We start from the raw sequence: 21,150 nt of genomic DNA, 5'->3' as shown, positions 1-21,150 counted from the left end.
TGGAGATGGGTCCAAAAGAAGGCAGACGATGGCGCGAGATAGCGCTCTCGGAGTCCGACTGTCTATTCGAGCGTGAACTCGTAGTCGCCAGCACCGACCTCAATGCTGACAGCGTCGTCAGTGCGTTCGACCGCGGTGACGCCGTCAGGGTACGAGTCTGTGGCGGTTCCGTCCGCCCAGATGGTCATACCGCTCTCGGTAACGCGGACAGACTCGCTGTCGAGCGTCGGGACCTGGATCGTCGCTGTTGTATTCCACGGGATGGTAACTGCGAGTTCGAACCCATCCTTGGTCTGCTCCCATCGGGATTGGATCTGTCCACGCACGGTGTCGACGCGCCCGCTCGCTGTATCGAGATCCGCGACCGGTTTCGGTGCGATCTTAACGTGCTCAAAGCCGGGGTCAGCGGGTTTGCGAACGCCGGCAAGGTACTGGTAGAACCATTCGTCAATCGTCCCGAGGAAGTGATGGTCACGCGATCTGGCGTCAAGAGGCCAAGATTCCAGCAGTGCCGTCATTCCGTTCTCGATCCAATGCCCCCAACTCGGGTAGGTCGTTTGGGTCGCTACCGTGTACGCCAAGTCGTGGTGGCCGTACTCGCTCAGGACTGGGAGGATGTGCTTCGTACCGAACAGGCCAGTATAAAGGTGTCCGTCGTGTTCCTCTACGATATCACTGACGAGTGCGTCGACAACCGTATCGACACGCTCGTCGGGTACCATGCCAAACGCGAGTGGCAGCACGTTCGATGTCTGGACGTACGTGTCGACTTCGTTTGTTCCGTACGAACCAGTTTGCGGGTCATAGAACCGCTCGTTGAACGCGTCCATGACGGCTCGTTTCTTTTCTTCATAAGTGCTCGCCTCGCTGCTGTGACCGAGAACCGATGCCACCTTCGAGATGATATCGAGTTCTCGGTAGTAGTAGGCGGTCGCGACGATCGGCACTTCGTTTTCTCCGGGAGAGACCCAGTCGCCGAGTCCCATTTCGGGGATATAACCGTCGAAATAGCCTTCGAACCACTCCAGGTACTGCTTCATCGGCTTGTAATGCTTCTGGAGGACACGTTCATCGCCGTTGAATTGGTACATGAGCCACGGTACGATGAAGTACGTCGCGTCCCACCCGGGTGTCGGCCCCTTGACGGCTCCCCAGCCCGGGGTATTTTCGTAGCTCCAGTCGCTCGTCGGAACGATAGTCGGAACTTCGCCGGAGTCAAGCTGGGCATCCCGCAGATCCCGGAGCCACTTCTGGTAGAACCGCGCCATGTCGAAATTGTACATGGCCGTCGCGGCTGTCGCCTGCGCATCGCCGGTCCAGCCATTCTTCTCGTATACGGGCGTGTCTGTCGGGACGCCGTGGTGGTTGTTTAGAAGCGCCCGGCGAGTGTTTTCGTGGATCTGGTTCAGCAGGTCGTTCGAACACGCGAAGTCGCTATCATTGCCTGATTCGAGATCGGTGTAGGCGAAAATGCCTTCAACGTTCTCAGTTGTGGGAGTCCCCGGAAAACCTTCGATCTGAACATACCGGAAGCCTTTGTAGGTGAAGCTGGACTCCCAGGTCTCTGTCCCTTCGCCGCTCAGGATGTACGTGTCCTCCTGAATCGACTCCGGGTAACCAGGTGACCAGCTGTGATGGACGGTTCCATCGTCGTTGAGTTTCTCACCCATCGTAATTCGGACCTCTGATCCTTCTGGTCCGTTGACTGTAAGACGGGTCCAGCCTGCAACCATGACCCCCATATCAAAGACGAACACCTCGTCTTCGGGGTTCGACCGACTGACTGGTGTGACGGTTTCGTGGGTTCGGACAGGTTGAACGCGTTGGGGTTTGAGTTCACCTTCGGGTTCGTTGACCACCGTGGCGGTGTCCCAGTCGGCGTCGTCGAAGGTCGGTTCCGTCCATCCAGGTTGTTCCTTGCGTGCGTCGTACTCCTCGCCATCGAAAAGCGAGTCATAGCGCGTCGGCCCGTCTGTCGCCCGCCAGGCATCGTCACTCATGATTGACGCGGTCGAATCATCCGCGTAGGTGACGTTGAGCTGGACGAGCAGTTGAGGATCGTCCCACCACGGCGTGTCGTCCCAGAACCAAGTGTTCTCGAGAGGTTCACCGAACCGACCACGTCCGAGGGCGACGCCGATGGCGTTCTCGCCCTGCTGGAGGAATTCGGTTACGTCATACGAAGTGAATAGCACCGTCTCCTCGTAATCGGTGATAGCCGGATCAAGGACGTTGTCGCCAACTCGCTCGCCGTTGAGATACGGTTCGTTGAATCCGAGACCACTGATATGAAGTCGCGCCTTCAAGATCTCTTTGTCGAGAGTGAACTTCTTCCTTAATAGCGGATCTGGAGGGACCTCGTTCGAGTGTCCTTCTGGTGACTCGATAGGGTTGAGGTCGGCACCGATCCACTCGCCTTCCCACTGGTCGTCCGCGTCCGGGATAGCCGTAGAGAATGTCGCGGTCTCGCTCCACTCGCTAACGTTCCCATCCTGATCCCAAACTCGGACCTTCCAGTAATAGGTCTGGTCGGGTGCGAGGACCGCACCTTCGTACTGGACGTTCGTCGATTCGTCCGTGGCCACTATGCCTGAATCCCACACATCACCACGATCTCGATCGAGGTTACGGCGCGTCCGGGAGACGACGATACGATAGGCAGATTGTTTTCCCCCGCGAGACCCGGTGGCGCTCGTCCACGAGAAACGAGGTCGCTCGGCGTGACTCCCGTTCGTTGGTTCAAGATTGGTTGGATCAAGTTCATACTCAACTTGAAGGTCGACAGGTTCGGGCAGGATTGCGTTCTGTGCGTCGCTATCATTTCCCCTTGCTGCCGCTAGTCCGCTTCCGAGAAGCGGTGCGCCCGCGAGTGCGCCCGTATATTGGAGATAGTCGCGCCGATCGAGCGGGATCCGTCTTTCATCTACGTTCTCTCGATTCGATTCATCCACCGACGCTGAAGCATTATCGGAACTCATCGGTTTGCAGTACGCGGTATTCTACACCGCGGTAGGATGATAACGCAATAAATAAACATATAGTATAATACGATAGCTGCAAAAACTGTAAGTAGTGGGGTCACTCTCTACCAGAGTGAGACTGGTCCAATTACGCGTCTGGGCTCAGCTGCTCTAGTTCGAAGCTGTACTCGCCTGATCCGACCTCAATGATCACATCGTCGCCATCACGGGAGACCGCTTCAACACCGCGGTGGGTCTGCCGAGTAGCGTTTCCATTGTTCCAAACGGTCTTGCCGTCCTCACGGATACGGACCTGATCGCCATTTAGCGTTGGAATTCGGACAGTTCCGGTAGCGTTTCCGGGAATCGTCACCTCTAGCAAGAGACCATCGTCGGACCGCGAGTCTCCGGCAGTACTCGTCCGCTCCCACTTGGCCGCGACAGTACCCCGAATGGTCTCGGTTTCCGCCTCGGCCCAATTGAGGCCAGTGACCACGCTAGGTGAAATATCGACGTGCGCGAAGCCGGGCTCGCCGATGTCGATGCCAGCCAAGACGCGATAGAACCATTCTGAGATTAGCGTCCATGGTCGGTGGTTGAACGAGTTCATCCCCGAGCCAATCTGGTCGTCGCTGTCCCATCGTTCCCACATCGTCGTCGCACCGTTACGGACCATATACACCCACCCGGGTCGTTCAGGCTGGCTGACGATGTTGTACGCCAAGTCCTCATGGCCGTGCTCGACGAGCGTGTTCAGGAGCGGTCGGGTACCGATGAAACCAGTCTGAAGTTTTCCTCCATCTTCGGATCGGATTTTCTGGACTAGGTTCTTTGTGACCGCCTGTTCGTGTTTGTCAGGTACGATACCGACCGAGAGGGGCAGCGCATACGTGGTCTGTGTACCGCTACCGTAGCTGTTCATCTCCGAGTCGAAAAACACATCGTTGAACGCCTCGGCGATGGCCTCAGCCTGCTCGCGGTACAGAGCCGCATCCTCGTCACGGCCAAGCACGGCAGCCATCTTCGCGAAGAGATCCGTCGTCTGGTAGTGAGCGAAGGTGTTGAACAGCGCCGGGTCCGACCGAGGCGGTTCGAACGCGAGCCAGTCGCCGTAATGTGCCATCGAGGCGGGAATGATGTTCCCCTCAGCGTTACTATCCCAGAAATCGACATAGTCACGCATCCCTTCATACCGGTCCGCAAGGACGCGTTCGTCACCTGTGTGGAGGTACAGATACCACGGGACGATGACGCGAGTTTTCGCCCAATTTGGGTCTGAATGACCCCAGTCGACAGCGTGGGGGATTGCATCACTCTGGGACCCATCAGAGTCCTGATCGTCGTCGTGGTCACGCATCCACTTTTCATGGTATCGGAACGCGTCGAAGTTGAAGAGGTCAGCACGGGCATTCTGATGGACGTCGCCAGTCCATCCGAAACGCTCGTCTCGCTGACAGCAGTCCGTGGGATGCCCCATCGCGTTGCTTCGCAAACCCCAGACGGCGTTGTGCTGGACCTGATTGAGGTCATCGTTCGAGCATGCGAACGAACCCGTCTGTTCGAAGCCGGTATGTACTACTTTCGACCGGATGTCATCCGCAGTTAACGCGCCGGGGTAGCCGGTTACCCGTACATAACGGAACCCGTGATAGGTGAATCGCGGTTCGTATGTAACCTGTTCGGAACTGCTCGCGATATACGTATCTGTCGCCTCCGCCGATCGAAGGTTCTCGGTGACGATGTTCCCGTTTTCGTCGAGCACCTCGGCATGTTCGAGTGTGATCTTGTCGCCTTCTGTTGCACCATCGATCACGAGCTCTACCCACCCGGCGTGATTCTGCCCGAAATCAACGAGATATGTGCCATCTCGTTCTTCAATAGACGATGGTTCGAGGGTCTCTGTGACTGTGATCGGCGGGAGACGCTGTGGCCGTAATTCGAAGTCGTCGCTCGGCGCTTCAACGACTTCGACGGGGTTCCACTCGCCGTCGTCGAATCCAGGAGTCGACCATCCGGGTTGTTCCTTCCGCGCATCGTACGTTTCGCCGTCGTAGATATCGTTTTCCGTGATTGGGCTCGAGGTGGTTGTCCACGATGGGCCCGTCGTTACACTCTCGGTCTCCCCATCTGTGTAGGTGACATTAAGTTGTACTAACCCACGTGGTGAACCAAAAGCCTCCCAACTCGGGATCCGACTGGGGAGTTCTTCTTTGCCCTTCGAGTACCAACCTCGCCCGAGCCATAATCCGATGGCGTTTCGGCCCGCTTCAACCGTTTCGGTTAGGTCATGAGTCGAGTAGAGCACGCGGTCGTCGTACTTCGTCCAGGCAGGATTCAGCTGTTCATTACCGATCCGCTCGCCGTTGACGTGGAGTTCACCGTAGCCAAGCGTTACGACGTGCGCGCGTGCCGACTCTATTTTGCGATCGAATTCAACGTCAGTTCGTACTAGCGGCGATGGGTCTGTACTGTCATTCTGCCTGACGCGAATCGTTCGATCGCCATCGACGGGTTCGCCATCCTCGTATGCTCGCCCCCCGTCGAGGACGTCGTCGGTGTGACTCCACCAGCCGACGGTACCGTCGGACTCAGACTGTTCAAAGTAGTATGTCCCCGCGGGCAATGGCTCGTCGAATTCCAAGGAGATCCACGCGTTATCCTGTATGTTAGTAAACCGATCACTCGAGATCAGGGTACCATCTGGTCCGTTCTTGTACAGCGAAACCGTCACTGAGGAGTTATCTGCACCCCAAGTTGGGAACCGACCACTCACCGTCTTGAAAGAGCCGTCTATCGTGAAAGACTGGCCCAGCGTCTCCGCTTCGTGAAGCGGGGCCGGATAGTTCTGCGCTGCGTTCGTTATGGATGTCGTGTTGTCAGTATTGATACCGATCCATTCGCCGCCCCACTGTGCGTCGTCGACTGGGAGCGCCGTCGTAAACCTCGCCGGATCGCTCCACTCGCCTGTGGCACCGTTTTCATCCCAGGTACGAACCGTCCAGTAGTACGTCGTATCTGGTTCGAGTGGTGCACCGCTGAACTCGATGTTCGTTGAGCGAGCCGATTCGACTCGTCCGCTGTCCCAGACATCGGCGTCGCCCGCTGTGAGGATATCGAGCGTCGACGCGATGCGAATCCGATACGCTGACTGGCTGCTTCCCCGGCTATCGCTTTCGAGCTGCCACGAGAGGCGTGGTGGATTATCCCCCGACGGATCGAGATTGGTCGGGTTGCGTTCGTACTCAGCTGCTAAGTCAGTTGGAGCCGGAACATCATCAATCGAGGCCTCTTCAAGAACACCACTTGTATTGGCGCTACCGACACTGGTTGCAGGAAGTGCTGTTCCTGCGAGTACGCCGGTATACTTGAGATACTCTCGCCGTTTGACCGGGAGATAGTCGGTGAAGCGACTCGGACTGTCGTTACTGGCCATCGGCTATCCTCCAAATCAGGTGTACTATCATCTAACATGACATCAATACGCACCTTACTGGGAAGGAAAAGCAGAACTCGTAGTGGCAATGATTGCAGGTATCAGAAATGGATCGCTAAGAAGGGATCGAAGCAAAACGGTAAATCGCGACGTTTGCATAAATATAGGTTGTAACGCCACACACTACATTTCGTATCCCGTCCGAGCGCCAGAAACTACACTGATTCCCAAGAAAGAGGCTTGATACTTCCAGAACGACGTGAATACTACTGCTGAATCAATGGTCTAATTAATGAAAATGACTGGCTGAGTGTGTTCAAAACCCCTAAGCCAGACGGTTGTCATTGACTGAACCAACCCGCGGCCCGAGGTGCGTGGTGAGCAACAGCACTCGCCTGAGACCACGATTACTTCGTGACCCAGCTAACGAACCTAGTGACGAACACTTCTGCCCTCCCGGTTGATCCGGAGCTACGATGGTACTCTCACTTTAGCTGGATTCCTTCGACTCATCGAGAAAATACGTGGGAAGAACCGAGACGAGATGTTGATAGGGGAGGTTCAATCGGAGTTGGAGTAAGTGCTAGAAATATACTCGGATATAATCAATCTCGATAGTCGCTGTCTCGCGGACTGCGTCCAGGCGAAGGCCGGTCACAGAGCTATCCTGTGGCGGCATGTCGATGGTGTAGGTCTGCCACTCACCGCCAGTAACATCGAAGGTCTTGCTCTTTCCCTCCGACCAGACTGGAGCGTCCGCAGTCGTCCAGAACACTTGGCCGCCGCTATTCACGGACGTCTTCATGCGGATCTGGATTGACAGACCATTTGGAGCGTCGATTGAGAGTGGATCGGTCTGTCCCATATAGGGGTCACCGCCTGTTGAACGGTACGAGAGCGTACCATCCGTGACTGTGAAGTCCGTTATGTCATTCCACGGTTCCCACCCCTCAGGGTCGCCTGCCGTATCGAACTCCCAACTCGCGACTGGCCCGAGGAAGATACCGGTCGACGCGCTGTCGGCGAAGTTATCTCCGTACGTCGCCGTCAGTGCCGCCTGCACGCCGTGCTCCGCGTCCTCCGGTGCGGTCACGGTGAACGTGACCGTCGTCTCACTCTCTGCGGGAACACTGTAGTGCTTCGTGCCACGGTCGACAGTCCATCCGTCGGGGAGCGTGACCGAGAGGTCGCCAGTTACAGTCTCGTCAGCAGTATTCGCCAACATCACGGACAGCGTCGTCTGGTCGCCCGCTGCCGCTGGCGGCGCTGTAACCCGCTCAATAGTTACGGGCGACCCGACTTTGGCGATCGTCTCGACTGGGATTTCTGCGACACCGCCCCGGTGACGGTACGTCGCGGTCCCCATAATCGGGACCTTCGTGCGCGCCTGACTGAGCGGCACGTCCACATCAAAGGTTGCGGTGAACGACTCGTCCACTGGGATGGCCTTCGAATGTGTAGTTGTCGTCGGTGTAACTGTCCACTCCTCGGGCACGTTCACGTCCACTCTGGCATCGTAGAGTTGACCTGCACCCTCGTTGAGCAGCGTCAAATCTACCGTGCCCCGCCCGCCAGCCACGAGCGCCGATTGCTGCAGTGTGGCCGTTGCATCGACATCAAGTACACTCGTGCTTGCATGCGAGAGTGCGGCGTCGATGGCAATCAGATCATCCGTCAATACCGACGCAGTATCCGCTGTAAGGCTGCCTGCTGCCCGTTTCGATGCCACCCAGTCACGGAGCGAATTCACCGTCGTCAACGCGTTCTGGACGTACTGGATCGTGTGCGTCCGATCCGTTATCTCCCGAGCTGACAGCGCATTCGCTGTCTGCTCAACGAGGTTCGCCAGGTTCGTGTCTAGGTGGTGGGCCTGCGCATCCGAGAGTTTCCCACTGGCTTGGAGGTTATCCACGGACTGCTGTGTACGCTTCGCAACGCGATTGGCAAACCCAGTACCGCCACGGACGGGATCCGAGAGAAGCGTGTACGTCCCAGATCCGACCGAGAGTACGGCGTAACCGTCCTCCATGCGATCGAAGGTAACACCGGTCGCGTCCGTGAGTGCGTCGCCGTTCTCAGTCACTGCGTCAGTGTACTCCGCCGGCACGTATACGGTTGCAGTCGTATTCCACGGAATCGTCACCGACAACTCGACGCCGCGATCGGATCGCTCCCAGCGCGATGCTACCTCGCCCCGGACCGTTTCGACACTGCCTTCCGCCCAATCGAGATCGTCGACGAGTCGAGGTTTGATTTCGATTTCCTCGAAACCAGGTGATTCTATGTCGATGCCCGCGAGTACGCGGAAGAACCACTCCGAGATTTCCGCCCAAGGCCGGTGGTTGAACGAGTTCATCCCCGACCCGATGCGCTCGTCGCTGTCCCAGCGTTCCCACATGGTCGTCGCACCGTTTCGAACCATGTACACCCAGCCTGGCTGCTCCGGTTGGCTCACCACGTGATACGCGAGTTTCTCGTGACCGTACTCCACGAGCGAGAATAGCAGTGGTCGTGTGCCGATGAAGCCGGTCTGGAGTTTGCCGTCGTCCTCGGTCTTGACTTTCGTCGCAAGGTTGTCGGCGACCCGCTGTTCGTGCTTGTCGGGAACGATACCGGCGAAAAGTGGCACCGCGTATGTGGTCTGTGATCCTGAGCCGTACACGGCGTTCCGTTCGTCGAAGAAGGCGTCGTTGAATGCACTCGCGATGTCGTCAGCGAGTGCGTGGTAGGTCGCGGCATCGCCGTCCCGGTCAAGTTCGTCGGCAATCCGTGCGAACAGCTGCGTCGATTGGTGGTACGCGAATGTGTTCAGGAGTGCGGCATCCGGTGTATCCTCGAACGCCAGCCAATCGCCGTAGTGCTGTTTGTGCGCCGGGATGATGTAGCCGTCCGCTTCGCCTCGCCAGTAGTCGACGTAGGCCTTGAGGCCCTTGTATCGGTCCCGGAGCACTTGTTCGTCGCCCGTGTGAGCGTACAGGTACCAGGCGACGGTCACCCGGGTTTTTGCCCAGTTTGGATCGGCGTCGCCATCACCGACCGCGGACGGGATAGTGTCGCTCTGGTAGCCTTCAGGCGATTGGTCATCGTCGTGGTCGCGCATCCACTTCTCGTTGAAGCGAGCAGCGTCAAAGTTGTACATCGAGGATCGGCCGGTCATGTGCGCGTCGCCGGTCCACCCGAGACGCTCGTCACGCTGGGGGCAGTCGGTCGGGATGCTGTGAGAGTTGCTTTGCATCCCCCAGACGGCGTTATGTTGAACCTGATTGAGGTCCTCGTTCGAGCACGTGAACGACCCTGTCCGCGGTTTGTCCGTGTGAACGACTTTCGACACGAGGTCGTCAGCGGTGAGCTCGCCTGGATATCCCCGGACTTCGACGTACCGATAGCCGTGGTAGGTGAAGCGCGGCTCGTACGTCTCGACGTCGTCGCCACGCGCGACATAGCGGTCCGTGCTGTCTGCGCCGCGCAGATCTTTCATTACTAAGTCGCCGTTCTCGTTTCTGACCTCTGCGTGCTTGAGTACGATTTCGTCGCCCTCGCTCGCCCCCTGGACCTGCAACTCGACCCAGCCGGAGTGGTTCTGCCCGAAGTCAACGACGTACCCGCCATCGTGCGATTCGATGGTCTGCGGTTCGAGCGTGTCCACGGCGCGGATCGGCTGGGTGCGTTGTGGCTGCAGGATGAAGTCCTCGCCGGGTGCGTTGAGTGCGTCGACTGGACTCCAGTCGCCGTCGAACCCCGGCTCCGCCCAGCCGGTCTGTTCCCGCCGGGCATCGTAAGTCTCCCCGTCGTAGATATCATTTTCGAGCAGAGGGCTCTGGTGAGTCTGCCACGTGTCATCTGTGACGACAGTCTCCGTCGATCCGTCTGCGTACGTCACGGTAAGATCGAGGAGCGCTCGTGGCGGACCGCGAGATTCCCAGCTCATGTACCACGGCGTGTTCTTCGAGAACCAGCCCTTACCGAGCCAGATGCCTGCCGCGTTCGTTCCTTCGGTTACGAGGTCTGTTACGTCGTATGTCGAGTATACGACACGGTCCTCGTATAGCGTCCAAGCCGGGTTGAGAACGTCGTCGCCGACCCGTTCGCCGTTCAGATAGAGTTCCGAGTAGCCGATGCCGGCGACGTGGACGCGCGCATCCGCGATCGGTTTGTCCGCGGTGAACTCGGTTCGGAGGAGTGGACTCGGATCGAGAGAGCGGTTCGTGTGGAGTACAATGCCCGTACCTGACAGGTCGAGCGCCCCGTTTGAAAGCGTGCCGCCGGTAAACGACGTGAGAACCGGCCCTTCGAAGTCCGCTTCGAAGTGAACTTCGTCGTCCTGGCTGACGACGGATACGTTGTCGATACGGGCGTGTTCGGTGTTATACTCTCGGAATCCGATAGTCCCCGAAGAGTGTGTCGAATCCTGCCGTTCGTCGACTTTCGTGTCGTCAATGTACGTGGTAATCGTGTCCCCCGCGACATCGATGCGGACGTCGTGCGGATCGTGCTCGGTACCGCGGAGCACGCTGTCGACGGAGAAGTTCCCGAGGCGAGTCCAGGCGCCGTTTTCGCGGACGTGAGGGCGGAGAACATGCTCGTCGCCGTCTGCGTCCGGACTCGAAGCGAGCACTAGTTGCCACATGTAGCAGTTGTCGGTGTCCTGTGCGCGAAAGACAAAGCCCGTGGCGGCGTTCTCTATTGTGACGGTCGACTCGAACACGTAGTCCGTCCAGTCCGTCCCGACGAGCCCGCTATCGACTGAACTGTCCACCCCGATCCACGACCCTGTCCAGTCCGCAGGGTCAGCGGACTTCGCAGTGGTAAACGATCCAGGTTCGCTCCAGGCGGTGGCTTGCTCCTGACTGTCCCAGATGCGGACTTTCCAGTGATATGTTGTGTCGGGGTCGAGTGCGGGACCCCTGTAGTCGATAGTCGACGAGGTGGCCTGCGCGACGCGGCCGGAGTCCCACACGTCGCCTGTGTCGCTTGTGAGCGTCGATTTGTCCCTCGAGACGAGCACACGGTACGCTCGTTGTGACCTGTCACGGCTATTCGTCCGCACATGCCAAGTAAAGCGTGGCGTTGCGTCCGGCCGAAGGTTGTTCGGCGCAGGTTCGTAGTCAACCTCGAGGCCGGTCGGTGCGGAGACCGGTTCGAGGTCTCGTTCTTCCGTCTGGGCCTGAGTCTCCTCGGCCGTCGTCGCAGTGCTGACACCGGAGTTTACGGTCAACGTGGCGCCCGCGGCACCGAGATATTTCAGGTATTCACGCCGTGCAACGCCAGGGATTGCTGTACATGTCGATGGAGGAGTCTTGTCTGTCATGTTGCTCTTTGCTGTGTGCTGTTAACACAGCTCACTCAAATATAATATGGTTCCAAATAAATTTTTCGATGTTAACTAAAATTTTGTTATTGTATGTAATTCAGCATCAGAAATTTTTTGAATGAGGTTACTCGCTTGTCAAGGTTCAAGGGTTCCAAAGAACGCTATAGACTGGGCCTATATCGACAAATTACAGATATATTTCTACAACTTGGCATCAGACCCCTATTCAAACATCGTATCTTCGCTCTCTCCGATCACGCGCATAACGCCAGAATTGACGATAAACGCTATAATCAGCGCTCTATGACTGAAACCGTAAATTCGGCTGTCAAGCGCTCGCCGCCGTGCGAGCGTGTACCAGGTATCGGGAATTCCGTGAAATCAGCCTGATGTGTGTCGTCTATAACATCAAGCGAGCCGTCAAACAGTGAAATCCAACGGCGTATGCCGATTCAACACAGCCTCTCGACGCTAAGCGCCGACTTCGTGCAGTTCGAGACCCGGTGATGGCGTCTCGAGCTGGCATTTTTCGTCGCCACCGTCTATCCAGAGCCGACCGTACCTGAGGATTACGAACCACAGTCCACGAAGCTGTTCTACGTATCGTCAAATTACCGACTCCTGCCTGTCGAACTAATCAGTTGCTATCGTAGTCCCATTCTACGGATTTGGAGGTGTAATAATTGGTCCTCGCATCTTTGACGGAAGGCTGTTTTTCGACGAGATCCGCCTGTTCGAGCTTCGAAAGTGCGTATCGAACCGTTCGTATTGGAAGAAGCGTCTGTTCGGCGATGTCGTTTTGAGTTAGCGAATCCCCGTCGCGCAAGACTCTATAGACGAACTTCGCACTCGGCGAGAGATCACTTAATCGATCGAACCGCTCTTTTGATACCTGCTGACTTGAGCTCGGACGTGAACGGCTTACTCTGTTAGCCTCACTCTTGTTACTCATACGTGGCCTGTAATTTCCATCAAGGCTTCAACTCATATTCTTTGTTATAAATTTGTTTATGATTGGTGGCAAACACGTGTTTGCGTATACCGTCCGTCTGCGTACTTGACAACCATCCGGCTCTCACCACAGTGCTTACTATTATCTGTTATACAAAACGCGATACTCGTATCCATTTGACGGTCCGAAACGGAAGATAGCGTAAGGAACGTATCGCAACAACCAGCCGAGAAGGATCACGTTTCAGACGCAGTGGGGAACCGTTGTGGGTACGCTCGTTACGAGACCGTCAGTTATCGGAACTGGGGGACAACCTCATCGGCGAACAGCTCCATCCCATCGGTATCCGGGAAGTCGACGAACCAGCCCATGAACTTCGTCACGCCAGCCTCTATCCGCCGCTCGATGGCCTCTGCGCACTCCTCGGGCGTACCCATGATGAAGTACTCGTCAGCGTTCTCGCGGGTGATGTCGGGCTGGTCGGTGTACTCCTCCTCGAACTGGATAGGCGTCATCAGATCGAGCATTCGGTTGAGCTTCTCCTCGTCACGAGTGCACACGACATGACCGTCCCAGGAGTACTCGATCTCGTCGGGGTCGCGTCCGACGGTGTCACAGTGGTCTTCGATGACACTGATCTTCTGCTCCAGCGTCGCGACATCGCCGTTAAACACGTCGGTGTTCCAAACATCCGCAAGCTTGGCGACGAGTTTGAGCGTCACTTCTTCCCCCTGCCCGCCGACGAGGATCGGTGGGTGTGGATCTTGGACGGGGCCGGGTTCACAGTGCGCGTCCCTGATCTGGAAGCGGTCACCCTCGAACGTCGCGCTCTCGCCAGGGTTGGTTCCCCACATCTCCTTCATCACGCGAATCCCCTCGTCGAGGCGCATCAGACGCTCGAACCCGTCGCGGTACTCCCACCCGTAGGCGTCGTACTCGGGTTTGTGCCAGCCGGCCCCGAGGCCGAGTTCGAGGCGGCCGTCGGAGACGACATCCAGCGTCGCGGCCATCTTCGCGACTAACGCCGGGTTACGGTAGTCGTTACAGAGGACGAGCGAGCCGAGATTGATCTCGTCGGTAAATCCTGCCATCGCACTTAGGAGCGTCCAGGCCTCGTACTCGGCATTGTCGCGGCCTAGCATCAGGTGGTCCGGAGCCCACGCGGCATCGAATCCTAGCTCCTCGGCTTTGAGAATTCCTTTCTTCGTCGTCTCCCAATCTAACGCGTCATAGCACGGCGTGTCCCGGTGCACGGGCTCATCGTCGCCTGCATCGGGGGCGCCTGCGAACACGGGAACGTTGTATTCAAAGGTAACGTCACTCACGATTGATCACTCCACGGTGAAGTAGTCGAGCGCCTCGCGGTTGAGTTCCGCGCTCAGACCAACGCCCTCAGGCAGTGCGAGGACGCCGTCCTCGGCGTTCGGCGGGTTCTGATAGATGGCGTCAGCGTAGGTCGAATCCTTGTCCTCTTGCTGTTCCTTGTACCACTCCGGAATCGGGAAGTACTCCGCCATAGGTGCGTTCGTCGAAGCAGCAATGAAGTGGAGGTGCGGGTTCGTTCCGGTGTGGGGAATTACCGGCACATCGTGGGCGCTGGCCATGGCGTCGATGCGCTGGAGTTCTGTGAGGCCACCGCAGCGGTGAACGTCGGGTTGGATGATATCCACTGCGTCCCGCTCCAGCAGTTCCTTGGCCCCCCATCGGGTGAATTCGTGCTCGCCGCCGGAGATCGGGACGTCTACGGACTTGCGGATCTCTGCATAGCCGTCAATATCGTCGGGGATAACCGGCTCCTCTATCCATTCCATGTCGTACTTCTCGAGGCGGCTGATCATCTTCTTCGCGTAACGGACGTCCCAGCCCATGTAGGCGTCGCCGGCGATCTTGATCTCGTGCCCGACGGCCTCGCGCACGGTTTTGACAACCTCCTCGTTGCGTTCCATGCCCTGTCGGCCGGCCTCTGGACCGTGCTGGAACCGAAGCTTCATCGCGTCGAACCCCGCCTCGGCGTACTCAAGCGCTTCGCGTTCGAGCGTCTCGAGGTCGACCGGGTGGAGGTTGCTCGCGTAACAGGGGATCTCGTCTTTTACGGGGCCCCCGAGCAGTTCGTACACTGGCTTGTTGGTCTCTTTGCCGGCGATGTCCCACAACGCTAGGTCGACAGCGCTCATCGCCTCGACGGCGGCGCCCTTCCGCCCGAACGGAATCGTTGCGCGGTACATCATGTCCCAGAGCTTCTCGCGCTCGCGGGGATCCTCGCCAACAACGAGCTTTGAGAGCGTTTCATCGACGATAGTCTCAATGGCGCCGGTCGCCCAGTTGCCGTGTCCGATACCAGTGATGCCCGCGTTAGTCTCAACCTCGACGACGACATCGCCGACCGGTCCCATCCACTTCCGGCGGGCCTGTGGGTTGTCGCCGTCGGCGTTTCTGTATTCCTCGTACTTACTCATGACCGTGACGAGTGGGAACTCGACAAACTCGCCCCAGGATTCGGTGCTAACTTTGGTCGCGGTTATGTTTGTGATTTCCATGGTGTCTATCGTTCAGGTGTATTGTTTAAACTCTTTCCGTCAGATTCGGCGGTGCCGACTTTGTCGACTGCGCCGCAGCTGTTCGTCCGCTGCATCGATCGCGCCACGATGGATCAGTCCGCGAACTGAAACACAGGTTTACAGGTCTCAGAGTTGAGGAACGCCTCAAACGCTCCCGTTGGATCGTCGATATCATAGGTAGTGTCGAGAATTCGGTCGACGGCGATCTCGCCGCGCTCCATCAGGCGGAGCGCCTGTTCGAAGTTCTGCCACGTAGACCCATAGGAGGTGTTGATTTCGACCTCGCCGCGCACAACTGATGTGAGCGAGACCTCACTAGCGTCATTGGGGATACCGACGACAACGACTTGCCCGCCCTTGCGGACGAGGTCGACGGCAGTTTCGACGCCGGTGTGGTGACCCGTCGAGTCGAACACGATATCAAAACCGATGCCGTCGGTGAATTCCTTGCTGCGCGCTTGGAGATCCTCCGACTGAACGTTGATCGTCTCTACGTCGAGGTCGTCCAGCAACGGGAGGCGGTACTCGGTGTCCTGATTGAGTCCGGAGACAATAACGTTCGCGCCCAGCGAATCGGCGACTGCGGCGACAAGCACGCCGATCGGTCCAGGTCCCTCCACGAGGACGTTGTCGCCCGGGGTCGTCGTTGACTGTTCTAGGACGGCACGAGTGGCGATGCTCGTCGGCTCTGTAACCGCCGCGTGCCGCAGTGGAACGTCCTCCGGGACGGCGTGGAGATGTTGCGGCTCCACGGTCACGTACTCTGTGTAAGCACCATCGCGGTGCATTCCGGTGATTGAGAAGTTCTGACAGACGTGGGACTGGCCGTTTTTGCACTGGAAGCAGTGTCCGCAGTCATGAATCGGCTCTTCGATGACCTTGTCGCCCTCGTTGAACCCATCGACATCTGCACCGACTGCGGTGACTCGACCGGAGTACTCATGTCCCATGATGCGCGGGATCGGGATCCACTCATAGCCGCCGTCGTACTTGTATGCGTGGGCGTCGCTTCCACACAGTCCCGCAGTATGGACCTGTACTAAGACCTCATTGTCGTCTGGTACGGGCCGCTCTCGCTTCTGTGTCTCCACGGAGCGAGGACCCGTCTGAACAATCGCTTTCATAGTTCTGATAGTGGCTGCTGTGTATGATTCATTCTGATGGTGTTGGTACGTAGGTTAATAGCTTTGGATGCTCCTCATGATGACCGCTCGACCTGCCGGGAATGCAACCGCTGACGCTTGGGGCTACAAACTAATCGACCCTGGTATCTTGGATCCGAAGCGAGCGGTCTTCGGAGGAGAGCGAAGAGCGAGGATCGATGATGCGGTCGCCGGGTCCGAACGGCGAGAGTCAGACTTCCACCTCGCTGGCGGATGCCTCATCGTCGGCGCGCTCAGCAACGAGTCGCCCCTTCAGCAGCTCCTCGGTCCTAGCATCGAACAAGTAGACGTGTTCAGGCGCAATCGTGAGCGATAACTGTTTTCCAGACGACAGGTCGTGAAATCCCCCGATTTTGGCTGTGACATCACCTGGAGCCGAGTCCCCATGGACGATTGCTTCGGTCCCGACCGGTTCAACAACCCGAACTTCGGTATCGAGTTCAGGACCGTCAAGTGCCCGGCGGCGTGTCTGGTAGAAGTCCTGTGGACGGAAGCCGACGAGCACCTCGTCGGTCGTGATCTCCGCGTCGACAAGCCGTTTCGGGAGATCGAACGACGATCCGTCCAGTTCGACTCGGAAGGAATCCTCGGTCTCGCCGATCGTCGCTTCGAAGAGGTTCATGTTGGGGCTCCCGACGAACTGAGCAACGAAGAGGTTCGCTGGTTCGTTGAACACCTGGTCAGGGGCCCCAAGCTGCTGGAGTTCGCCGGCGTTGAGGACGGCGATCTTGTCGGCGATCGTCATTGCTTCCTCCTGGTTGTGCGTGACGTACGCCGACGTGATGCCGACCTTGGACTGAAGTTCGTCAATCTCGGTCCGCATCGTCTTGCGGAGCTGGGCATCGAGGTTGGCCAGCGGTTCGTCGAACAGGAACAGCCGCGGTTCGCGGATAATCGCTCGGCCGAGCGCGACACGCTGTTTCTGCCCGCCCGACAGCTGTGCCGGCTTGTTGTTAAGTAAGTCCTCAATCTCGAGCATCTCAGCTGTCTCGACGACATGCTCTTCGATGTCGTCGTCAGTCATGCCATTGTCCTCGCGACGGAGCCCGAACGCGAGGTTCTCGCGAACGGTCATGTGCGGATACAGCGCGAAGTCCTGAAACACCATCGCAATATCGCGGTTACGTGCCTTGACGTCGTTGACGACGGTGCCATCGAACTTGACCTCCCCCTCGGTTGGTTCTTCGAGACCCCCGATCATACGTAGCGTCGTCGTCTTGCCGCACCCGCTGGGACCGAGCAACACGAGAAACTCGCCGTCGGCGACATCGATAGTTAAGTTGTTTACCGCTACAACGCCGTCCTTGTTCGGATCCCCGAAAGTCTTCGTGACACTGTTTAACTCCAAGTGTGTCATTGGAAATCGCTACCGTCTAACGGATATTAAAGCTACTGACCCTGGGAGGTCAGCCCTTGATCGCGCCGCCGGTCAGTCCCTGGACGAAGTACTTCTGGATGTAGGCCAGCCCGATCAGCACTGGGATCGAGATGATAATCGACGCCGCGGCGACGACGTTCCACTGCGTGTTGAACCCCTGCACGAAGGTCAACAGCGCCGGCGGCACCGTGTAGTTCTGGTTGTCCAGCAGTGTCAGCGCGAACACCAACTCGTTCCACGCCAGCAGGAATGCGAAGATGAACGACGCGATGAGCGAGTTACGCGCCATTGGCACGATGACGTACCAGAACGTCTCGAAGGACGAACACTGGTCGATGCGCGAGGCCTCAACGATCGATTCCGGGAAATCGTCGAAAAACCCCTTCATAAGCCAGACGACGAAGGGTGACGTCATTGCGCCGTAAATGAGGATCAACGCTAGGTGCGTGTTAAACAGGCCCAACGTCGAAATGAGTTCCCACTCGGGCACCATAATTGCTGTGCCGGGGAACATCAGCGACGCTAGGAGCAGGCTCATCAGCACGTTCTTACCTCGGAATTCGTGCCGCGAGAGGACGTACGACGCTGCGGTTCCGAGGACGACCGCGATCACGCCGGCGCCGATCGCCACCTTCAGACTGTTGAAGATCATCGTGAGGACGTCGATGTTGATCGCGGAAGAGATCTCGACTCCGAAGGTGTTCTCCACAAAGGTATCGTACCCGCTCGATTGGAACGACGATTCGATGACGAGACGGAATCCCTGGAGAGAGAGGTCCGACGGGAACAGCGTCGGCGGAATCTGCTGGATCTCCGCCGTCGTCTTTAGTGCCGTCACCACCATCCAGTACAGCGGGAACAGCACGAACACAGCGATGACCAGCGTCAAGAGACCGATCGCGCTCTTCCTGACATACCCGCCCGCGGTCGAGTCGTACAGCCATGATTGATTCTTGCGGAACTCCGCCGTCGGATCTGTGTTGTCTGTCGCCATTATAGTCCACCTCGCATCTTGTCGTAGAATTGGATGTAATAGTACGAGAACACCAGAAGCACCACAAACAGCAGCACCGACAGTGCCGAGGCGAAGCCGACCTCGAAGTCAACGAACGCAGATCGATAGATCATCACCGGGAGCGTACTGCTGGAGACACCCGGACCGCCTTTGGTCATCACCCAAACCATAGAGAAGTTCCGGATATTGTAAATAAGCATCAGCAGGAACCCGATTGCCAGGTTGTACCGCATCATCGGTATCGTGATGTACCGGAACCGTTCCCAGGGTGTCGCACCGTCCATCCGCGCCGCCTCAAAGAGGTGTTCGTCGATCCCCTGGAGCGACGTCAATGTCAGGAGCGCAAATAACGGCGCCAGCCGCCAGATCATCCCGACGATCGGCGGCCACAGCGAAAGGTCAGACGACCCCAGCATGACGATGTACTGGTCAGTAAGGCCGATCGTGACTAGTAGTTCGTTGACGATGCCCTGTGAGCCGTTGAACATAAATCGCCAGATCGACGCGCCAACTACCCGGGGAAGAACCCATGGGATGAGAACGATCGCGCTGGCGACGCTCGTATACGGCAGTTTCTCGTGGAGCAACCAGCCCATCAGGAATCCGAGAATGATCGCGGCGATGCTGCCGACCGTCACCCAAACGAATGTGTTCCAGAGGACCTGGTGGATGTCCGGATTACTCCAGATCTCCATGTAATTCGCGGGGCCGACGAACTCCGCATTTTCGGGCCTCACGAGACTCTTGCTGAAGAGACTGGAGTAGATTGCCTGTGCAATTGGATACAGAATGAACACCCCGACGAGAGCCATCACGGGGAGTATCGGCAGATACACCCGCAGACCTTCGGGAACTCGACTGGTCGCACTTTCGTACGACGACTGTGCCTGGTCTACGTAACTCATTGTTTATGATCGTACGGACAGTGATTCAGTTTCTGCTGACAAAAGTATTGCTACGCGCGTTCAGGCAATCTCTTCGTCGACAACTTTCTGAACTTCTGAGTTTGCGGCAGCACAGGCCTCCTCAGCTGTGGCCTCACCTAGCACGACGGGCTGGATGACACGCGTATTGATCGTGCTCTGGATCGAGGCGATCCCCGAGAACGATGGGAACCGAGACGTCCGATTGAACAGGTCGTCGTTCTCGTATAGCGTGATGAGGTCACCGAACTGGCTTCGGAACAGGTCCGATGGGTCCTCGAAGGCACTCTTGAGTGTGGGAACGCGACCGCGAATACCAACGTCGGCGTCCGAAGAGTATGTCCAGGGTGCCAGCTGCTCGGGCTGGTTCCACCACTTCACGAAGTCGAACGCCTCCTGGGACGGATTACCCAGCATATACCCCTGGGCATTCTGCATCAGCAGATCTTGCGGCTCGAATGAGCCCGAGGGGTTCTCGGGCAGCGGCGCGCGTGTGACTGTGTGGCCCTCGCCGTCAAGCCATGGCTGGGGAGCGCCGGTCGTTTGGTAGATCGCGTTGGCATGCGAGTATGTAATGAGGATGCCCGACTCGCCCTCGCGGAGGAGTCGACCAGCGGCAATGTGGTTATTCTCCGGCATCGAGTCCGGGAATAGGCCGGCCTCAGCGATGTCTTGGTACAGTCTAACGGCGTCGACGAAGCCAGGCTGGTCAACGGTCGCCTTCATCGTCTCAGGGTCGAAGTACCGGCCACCGTTCGCGTAGACGAACCCGATGAAGTAGCCAGTCGTCAGTCCGAAGTCCGTTCCTGGTGCCGTGATGGCCGCCGACACTTCATCGATCTCCTGCATCTCCTCCCCGAGTTGGATGAGTTCAGGCCAGGTGCGCGGTGGTTCGTCGAAGCTCGTCTGTTCTAGGTAGTCCGTCCGGATATCGACAAACGGCCCGAGGTCGGCGTAGCCGCCGGGCAACCCCCACTGGCGTTCGCCGTCGGTGTCGCCCAGCCCGTCGTAAATTAGGGTGTCGATGTTGGCCTGAATGAAGTTGCTGTTGAGCTCCTCGAGTTGGCCTTGGAAGTCATCCTGATCGATCGGTCGGACCGCTTGGGCGCCTACGTAGTCTGGAATCTGCTGACACTGGCCAGCCATCACGTCCGGGAGGTTTTGGTTGGCCGCCGCGGAGGCGATGATCTGGTACTTCTGCCCCCATTCTTGGTGCTGGTAGTTGACGGACTGGTCTTCGTAGTTCTCGTAGTGGCTGCTGATGTACTCCCGCTCGGCCGGGATGCCGCCGAACAGCCAGAAACTCAATCCATCTGAACCGCCGCCGCCCATGCACCCGGCGAGACCTGTAGCCGCTGCTAACCCGAACCCTGTTAGATACTGCCGCCTACCGAGTCCACGTGGTGGACTATTATTTCCCATAGTCTCCAGAATATGGCAGGTGGTGTATAATAAAA

Annotated in this window: 11 protein-coding genes and 1 pseudogene; 1 reads left to right on the top strand and 11 read right to left on the bottom strand. The window is 57.8% G+C overall.

The genetic code is table 11. From position 1 onward, the window contains the following. Positions 1 to 62: 62 nt before the first annotated feature. From NJU76_RS18500 to NJU76_RS18490, 3 genes are all read right to left on the bottom strand, one after another. The gene (locus NJU76_RS18500; protein ID WP_486642021.1) at positions 63 to 2,978 is read right to left on the bottom strand and encodes an alpha-L-rhamnosidase; all 2,916 of its coding nucleotides are present in this window, start codon (positions 2,976 to 2,978) and stop codon (positions 63 to 65) included. 130 nt (positions 2,979 to 3,108) lie between these two features. Further along, the gene (locus NJU76_RS18495; RefSeq protein WP_254533317.1) at positions 3,109 to 6,393 is read right to left on the bottom strand and encodes a family 78 glycoside hydrolase catalytic domain; all 3,285 of its coding nucleotides are present in this window, start codon (positions 6,391 to 6,393) and stop codon (positions 3,109 to 3,111) included. Between the two features lie 583 nt (positions 6,394 to 6,976). After that, a complete protein-coding gene (locus NJU76_RS18490; RefSeq protein WP_254533316.1) occupies positions 6,977 to 11,608 on the bottom strand; it encodes an alpha-L-rhamnosidase in 4,632 nt (1,543 codons plus the stop codon). 306 nt (positions 11,609 to 11,914) lie between these two features. Here NJU76_RS18490 and NJU76_RS18485 point away from each other — a divergent pair. Further along, positions 11,915 to 12,135 (top strand): annotated as a pseudogene (locus NJU76_RS18485) (IS5/IS1182 family transposase); the annotation flags it as partial. Between the two features lie 206 nt (positions 12,136 to 12,341). On the opposite strand, the gene NJU76_RS18480 reads toward NJU76_RS18485, so the two are convergent. The 8 genes from NJU76_RS18480 to NJU76_RS18445 all read right to left on the bottom strand — a co-directional run bounded on the left by NJU76_RS18480 (position 12,342) and on the right by NJU76_RS18445 (position 21,025). After that, positions 12,342 to 12,656, bottom strand: coding sequence for a MarR family transcriptional regulator (locus NJU76_RS18480; protein WP_254533315.1), 315 nt, complete (start codon positions 12,654 to 12,656; stop codon positions 12,342 to 12,344). A gap of 293 nt (positions 12,657 to 12,949) precedes the next feature. Then, positions 12,950 to 13,981, bottom strand: coding sequence for an LLM class flavin-dependent oxidoreductase (locus NJU76_RS18475; RefSeq protein ID WP_254533314.1), 1,032 nt, complete (start codon positions 13,979 to 13,981; stop codon positions 12,950 to 12,952). Between the two features lie 6 nt (positions 13,982 to 13,987). After that, the gene (locus tag NJU76_RS18470; protein WP_254533313.1) at positions 13,988 to 15,193 is read right to left on the bottom strand and encodes an enolase C-terminal domain-like protein; all 1,206 of its coding nucleotides are present in this window, start codon (positions 15,191 to 15,193) and stop codon (positions 13,988 to 13,990) included. Positions 15,194 to 15,306: 113 nt separating this feature from the next. After that, the gene (locus tag NJU76_RS18465) at positions 15,307 to 16,338 is read right to left on the bottom strand and encodes a zinc-dependent alcohol dehydrogenase (protein ID WP_254533312.1); all 1,032 of its coding nucleotides are present in this window, start codon (positions 16,336 to 16,338) and stop codon (positions 15,307 to 15,309) included. 229 nt (positions 16,339 to 16,567) lie between these two features. Next, a complete protein-coding gene (locus NJU76_RS18460; protein ID WP_254533311.1) occupies positions 16,568 to 17,734 on the bottom strand; it encodes an ABC transporter ATP-binding protein in 1,167 nt (388 codons plus the stop codon). 49 nt (positions 17,735 to 17,783) lie between these two features. Next, a complete protein-coding gene (locus NJU76_RS18455; protein WP_254533310.1) occupies positions 17,784 to 18,749 on the bottom strand; it encodes a carbohydrate ABC transporter permease in 966 nt (321 codons plus the stop codon). Beyond that, the gene (locus tag NJU76_RS18450; RefSeq protein WP_254533309.1) at positions 18,749 to 19,675 is read right to left on the bottom strand and encodes a carbohydrate ABC transporter permease; all 927 of its coding nucleotides are present in this window, start codon (positions 19,673 to 19,675) and stop codon (positions 18,749 to 18,751) included. Before NJU76_RS18450 ends, NJU76_RS18455 begins: the two co-directional genes overlap by 1 nt. 60 nt (positions 19,676 to 19,735) lie before the next feature. Further along, positions 19,736 to 21,025 (bottom strand): ABC transporter substrate-binding protein, encoded by a 1,290-nt coding sequence (locus NJU76_RS18445; protein WP_425604336.1) that lies wholly within the window; start codon positions 21,023 to 21,025, stop codon positions 19,736 to 19,738. Positions 21,026 to 21,150: the final 125 nt, after the last annotated feature.

It is taken from the genome of Natrinema gelatinilyticum (genome assembly GCF_024266705.1).
Lineage (GTDB): Archaea > Halobacteriota > Halobacteria > Halobacteriales > Natrialbaceae > Natrinema > Natrinema gelatinilyticum.
The sequence above is the reverse complement of the archived record's forward strand: the minus strand, read 5'-3'. Positions and strand labels throughout refer to the sequence as shown.

What these genes read in the sequence shown, in the direction of transcription:
- NJU76_RS18450 (WP_254533309.1), bottom strand. Translation starts at nt 19,675, where the DNA reads ATGAGTTACGTAGACCAGGCACAGTCGTCGTACGAAAGTGCGACCAGT.
- NJU76_RS18455 (WP_254533310.1), bottom strand. Translation starts at nt 18,749, where the DNA reads ATGGCGACAGACAACACAGATCCGACGGCGGAGTTCCGCAAGAATCAA.
- NJU76_RS18470 (WP_254533313.1), bottom strand. Translation starts at nt 15,193, where the DNA reads ATGGAAATCACAAACATAACCGCGACCAAAGTTAGCACCGAATCCTGG.
- NJU76_RS18460 (WP_254533311.1), bottom strand. Translation starts at nt 17,734, where the DNA reads ATGACACACTTGGAGTTAAACAGTGTCACGAAGACTTTCGGGGATCCG.
- NJU76_RS18500 (WP_486642021.1), bottom strand. Translation starts at nt 2,978, where the DNA reads ATGAGTTCCGATAATGCTTCAGCGTCGGTGGATGAATCGAATCGAGAG.
- NJU76_RS18495 (WP_254533317.1), bottom strand. Translation starts at nt 6,393, where the DNA reads ATGGCCAGTAACGACAGTCCGAGTCGCTTCACCGACTATCTCCCGGTC.
- NJU76_RS18445 (WP_425604336.1), bottom strand. Translation starts at nt 21,025, where the DNA reads ATGGGCGGCGGCGGTTCAGATGGATTGAGTTTCTGGCTGTTCGGCGGC.
- NJU76_RS18480 (WP_254533315.1), bottom strand. Translation starts at nt 12,656, where the DNA reads ATGAGTAACAAGAGTGAGGCTAACAGAGTAAGCCGTTCACGTCCGAGC.
- NJU76_RS18465 (WP_254533312.1), bottom strand. Translation starts at nt 16,338, where the DNA reads ATGAAAGCGATTGTTCAGACGGGTCCTCGCTCCGTGGAGACACAGAAG.